Origin of the sequence: Gordonia sp. AC31 (genome assembly GCF_031844505.1) — a bacterium.
GTDB classification, from domain to species: domain Bacteria; phylum Actinomycetota; class Actinomycetes; order Mycobacteriales; family Mycobacteriaceae; genus Gordonia; species Gordonia hongkongensis.
In genome coordinates, this window is record NZ_JAUZVK010000054.1 from 1 (window position 1) to 4,581 (window position 4,581).

Consider the following 4,581-nt stretch of genomic DNA (forward strand, 5'->3'; position numbering starts at 1 on the left):
TCCTAGCCGCCGCCACCCGCCAGTTCGCTGATCGTGGATTCTCCGAGGTGTCCCTCGACGACGTCGCCGAAGCCGCGGGCGTCACCCGCGGCGCCGTCTATCACCACTTCCGCAACAAAGGCGCGCTGTTCGCGGCGGTCGCCGCGGCCTGCCATCAGCAGGTCGCCGATGCGGTCGTCGCGGCGGCCGAAGCCGCCGGCACCGACCCGGCCGGTCAGTTGAGTGCCGGGTCGCACGCGTTCGTGGACGCGATCACCAGCGGAGCGGCCGTGCGCATCCTGCTGATCGACGGACCTGCGGTGGTCGGCTGGGACGAGTGGCGCCGACTCGACGAGGCCGGGTCGGCGACCCATCTGCGCGAGGCCCTCGTGGCGGTCGGCGTCGACGGCGAGTTGGTCGACGTGATGACGATGCTGTTGTCGGGTGCGATGAACGAAGCCGCCCTCTGGCTCGCCCGGCATCCCGACGACGACACCGCACGCGAACGCGCCCACCGCGCGCTGGATCGGCTGCTGGCCGCGATCGTGTGAGGAATCCAATAGAATCTCAATGCGATTCGTCCCGGAAGGCGGCTCGAATCGCAACGCGAACGGTGGGCCTTGCGGCCTATCGCCGTTCGACCTCGCGCGGCGGATGGCCGTACCCGCGAGGCGCATTCGTCGCGTCGGCCGTCTCGACCGCGGTGACGGCACCCGACGACGCCAGTACGACGCCGCCGAGAACTGCGCCGAGGAAGGCCACGATCGCGACCGGACCCCATCCGGCACGTGTGACGTCGCCGAGGAACGCGATGCCGACCGCCCCGGGCAGGACCGTCTGCCCGACGACCAAGGCGGCGGCCGCACCGTTGACCGAGCCGGTCTGCAGCGCCACCGTGAACAGGTAGAAACCGCCGATCCCGCTGAGCAGCAACGCATACAGCGCGGGGTCGGTGAACAACACCGACAGATCGAGTGGGTCGAGACCGTCCAGGATGCGAGAGGCCACCGCCATCACACCGAAGACGGCCCCGGCGATGAGCCCGGTCACCGCCGCGATGTGCTTACGCAAGCGGCGCATCACGATCACGCCCAGCGCGATCAGCGCCGGTCCGGCAACGAGTACCGCCCAGTGCATCCACGCATCGTGCTCCACACCTTCGCGGCCCGCCGAGAGCGCGAGCAGCACCAACGACAGCACGATCACCGCCCCGGAGATCCAATCCCGCAGCGTCAGACTAACTTTCAGGACCACCATCGCCAGCAACGCGGTGGCCACGAGCCGCGCGGAGATGATCGTCTGCGACAAGAAGAGCGGGATCAGCCGTGCCGACGCGATGGTCGCGACGAAACCGATGATGTCGAAGACGAATCCGACGAGGAACGGCACCGTGAGCATGGTGGCCGCCGTGGAGCGCAACGACGGATGCGCGGCGGCCGACCGACGGCGCTCCTCACGGATCGCCGCTCGCTGCGCAACCTGCTCGGCGCCCAGCGCCTGCAGCACCGCTGCCGCGGCGAACGCCAGCGAACCGATCACCGCGATCACGATGCCGGCGGTCATGACAGGAGCTCAGCTCAACGCGGCGTGAGCACGTCGGTGCCCACGAACTTGGCGAGCTCGGCGGGCAGCCGGACCGAACCGTCGGGTTGCTGGTGGTTCTCGAGGATCGCGACCAGCCAGCGGGTGGTCGCCAGCGTTCCGTTGAGCGTCGCGGCAGTCTGCGGTTTGCCGTTCTCGTCGCGGTAGCGGATCGAGAGGCGTCGTGCCTGGAACGTGGTGCAGTTCGACGTCGAGGTCAGCTCGCGATAGGTGCCCTGCGTCGGCACCCAGGCCTCGCAGTCGTACTTCCGCGAGGCAGACGAGCCGAGGTCGCCGCCGGCGACATCGATCACGCGGTACGGCACGTCGATGGCGGCGAGCATGTCCTTCTCCCAGCCCAGCAGGCGCTGGTGCTCGGCCTCGGCGTCCTCGGGCCGGCAGTAGACGAAGCCCTCGACCTTGTCGAACTGGTGGACGCGGATGATGCCGCGGGTGTCCTTGCCGTAGCTGCCGGCCTCGCGTCGGAAACAGGTCGACCAGCCGGCGTACCGCTTGGGACCGTCGGACAGGTCGAGGATCTCGTCCATGTGGTACCCCGCGAGCGGCACCTCCGACGTGCCGACCAGGTACAGGTCGTCGTCCTTGTCGAGGTGATAGACCTCGTCGGCATGGGCGCCGAGGAACCCGGTTCCCTCCATGACCTCCGGCCGGACGAGCACCGGCGGGATCATCAGGGTGAACCCGTTCGCGGTGGCCTTCGCCGCGGCCATGTTCAGCAGTGCGAGCTGGAGTTGCGCACCCTGGCCGGTAAGGAAGTAGAACCTCGACCCCGACACCTTGGCGCCGCGCTCCATGTCGAGCAGTCCGAGCGACTCACCGAGTTCGAGGTGGTCCTTCGGGTTCTCGATGTCGCGGGGCTCGCCGACGTGCTCGAGGACCACGTAGTCGTCCTCACCGCCGGCGGGCGCCCCATCGGCGACGATGTTGGAGATGGCCCGATGGGCCTTCGCCGCGGCCGCATCGGCCTCGGACTGGCGCGCCACCGCAGCTTTGACCTGCTCGGCGAGCTCTTTGCCCTTGGCCAGCAGCGCCTGCTTGTCGTCGCCCTGAGCCTTGCCGACCTGCTTGCCGAGAGCTTTCTGCTCGGATCGCAACGCGTCCGCCTCGACGATGGCCGCCCGGCGCTCGGCGTCGGCGGCGAGCAGCGCGTCCACCAGGCCCGGGTCCTCACCGCGGGAGCGCTGTGAGGTGCGGACGAGGTCGGGGTTGTCGCGAACAGTCTTCAGGTCGATCACGACTTCAAACCCTACTTGAGAGCGCGATGCGAACCCGATCACGCCGTCGGGTCCCCGGGGAGGTCTCAGCTCCACAGACGACGCAGGTCCTCACGGCCGAACATCGCTGCCGCGGCATCCGCGGCCGGAGTTCCCACGTGCGGGTCCGCCCCGGCGTCGACGAGCGCCCGCACCACGTCGTCGAAACCCTTGAACACCGCGCCCGCCAACGGCGTCTGCCCTTTGTCGTTGGCGAGGTCGGTGTCGGCGCCGCGGTCGAGGAGGGCCGACACCGTCGACGCGTGGCCGTGGTAGGCCGCGAGCATGAGGAGCGAGTCACCGGACTGGTTGCGCAGATCGGCCGGGACGCCGGCGTCGAGGTAACCGGCGAGCGTGTCGGTGGCACCGGACCGCGCCATGTCGAAGAGTCGGGTGGCCAGTTCGACGACCTCAGGGCCCGGGGCGTCGATGCCGGGCCCGGCCTCGAGTGGATCGTCGGAATTGGCTGCCACTCCCGCGAGTGTAGGCGTGGCCGACACTCCCTCGATCTGGGTGAGGCCGCGGGCACCGCATCGTGTGGGAGACTCGGCGCAGTGACTCCTCCCGACGCGCAGCACGAATCCGGCGGACCCGGCGAGAGTTTCCTGACGGTCGTCATCGCGTTCGTGTCGAACCTCTTGATCGCCGTCGCCAAGACCGGCGCCGCGATGATCACCGGCTCCGCGTCGCTCGTCGCCGAAGCGGCCCACTCGTGGGCCGACACCGGGAACGAGATCCTGCTGCTGATCGCGGAGCGACGTGCGCATCGGCCCCGGGATGCCCGTCATCCACAGGGCTACGGACGCGAGGCATACATCTGGTCGATGTTCGCGGCCTTCGGGTTGTTCGCGGTCGGAGCCGCGGTGTCGGTGCAGCACGGCATCACCGAACTGCTGTCACCGGAGCCGGCGACGGATTACGGCATCGCCTATGCGGTCCTGGCGATCGCCGCGGTACTCGAGGGCATTTCGTTCGTGCGGTCGTATCAACAGGCAAAGCGCGGCGCGGTCAAGCGTCGGATCGGTCTGCTGCGACAGGTCTTCCGCACCTCCGACCCGACTCTGCGTGCCGTCTTCGCCGAGGACGCGGCCGCGCTCATCGGTCTGGCCATCGCCTTCGTCGGAGTGCTCCTGCACCAGATCACCGGGTCGGCCACCTACGACGCGATCGGGTCGATCCTGGTGGGCGTGCTCCTCGGAGTCGTCGCCATCGTCCTGATCAACCAGAACAGGCGATTCCTGCTCGGGCAGGCGGTCGACGACGCCGTCCAGCAGCGCGTCCTCCGGGACCTGCTCGCGCACAACAACATCGAGCGCGTCACCTACCTGCACGTCGAGTACACCGGGCCCGTTCAGCTGTTCCTCGTCGCCGCCGTCGATTTCACGGGTGACGACGCCGAGTCCTCGGTGGCCACCGCTCTCCGGCAACTCGAGAACGAGCTGGAGCGCGACCCGCGAATCACGGAGGCGGTACTCACCCTCTCCGCCCCCGGCGACGCGGACCTTGTGCCCGACGCACCCTGATCTCACCGGGGGTCTCGTAGCGCAAGCGCACGGATCGGGTCGTGCCTTCGCTACGAGATCCCTGGTGATTCCGTTTCACACTGTGGAGTTGTCAAAGGTCTTGTGGCGCCGGGGTCGACGCCGGAGGGTCTGGTCTGCGCGGGGCCGGCAGCTATACGAGAGCGTCGTCGAGTCGCATGGTGCGCCGGTTGTAGGCGGGTCGGGGTAGGCGCCGTGGGTCGATA

5 protein-coding genes are annotated in these 4,581 nt (G+C 68.8%); 2 read left to right on the forward strand and 3 right to left on the reverse strand.

The features are described 5' to 3' along the window. The coding region (locus tag Q9R39_RS24300; RefSeq protein ID WP_311278415.1) for a TetR family transcriptional regulator at positions 1–530 on the forward strand (530 nt) is incomplete at its 5' end. A gap of 76 nt (positions 531–606) precedes the next feature. Here the strand turns inward: Q9R39_RS24300 and Q9R39_RS24305 are convergent. From Q9R39_RS24305 to Q9R39_RS24315, 3 genes are all read right to left on the reverse strand, one after another. Beyond that, positions 607–1,542 carry a hypothetical protein gene (locus tag Q9R39_RS24305; RefSeq protein ID WP_078111887.1) on the reverse strand — a complete coding sequence of 312 codons (936 nt, stop codon included), beginning with the start codon at positions 1,540–1,542 and terminating at the stop codon, positions 607–609. Between the two features lie 14 nt (positions 1,543–1,556). Then, positions 1,557–2,816, reverse strand: coding sequence for a serine--tRNA ligase (gene serS / locus Q9R39_RS24310; RefSeq protein WP_068972421.1), 1,260 nt, complete (start codon positions 2,814–2,816; stop codon positions 1,557–1,559). 65 nt (positions 2,817–2,881) lie between these two features. After that, a complete protein-coding gene (locus tag Q9R39_RS24315) occupies positions 2,882–3,307 on the reverse strand; it encodes an ankyrin repeat domain-containing protein (protein ID WP_247450908.1) in 426 nt (141 codons plus the stop codon). 81 nt (positions 3,308–3,388) lie between these two features. Between Q9R39_RS24315 and Q9R39_RS24320 the strand changes: the two genes are divergently transcribed. After that, positions 3,389–4,357, forward strand: coding sequence for a cation diffusion facilitator family transporter (locus Q9R39_RS24320; RefSeq protein WP_058250913.1), 969 nt, complete (start codon positions 3,389–3,391; stop codon positions 4,355–4,357). Positions 4,358–4,581 lie beyond the last annotated feature (224 nt).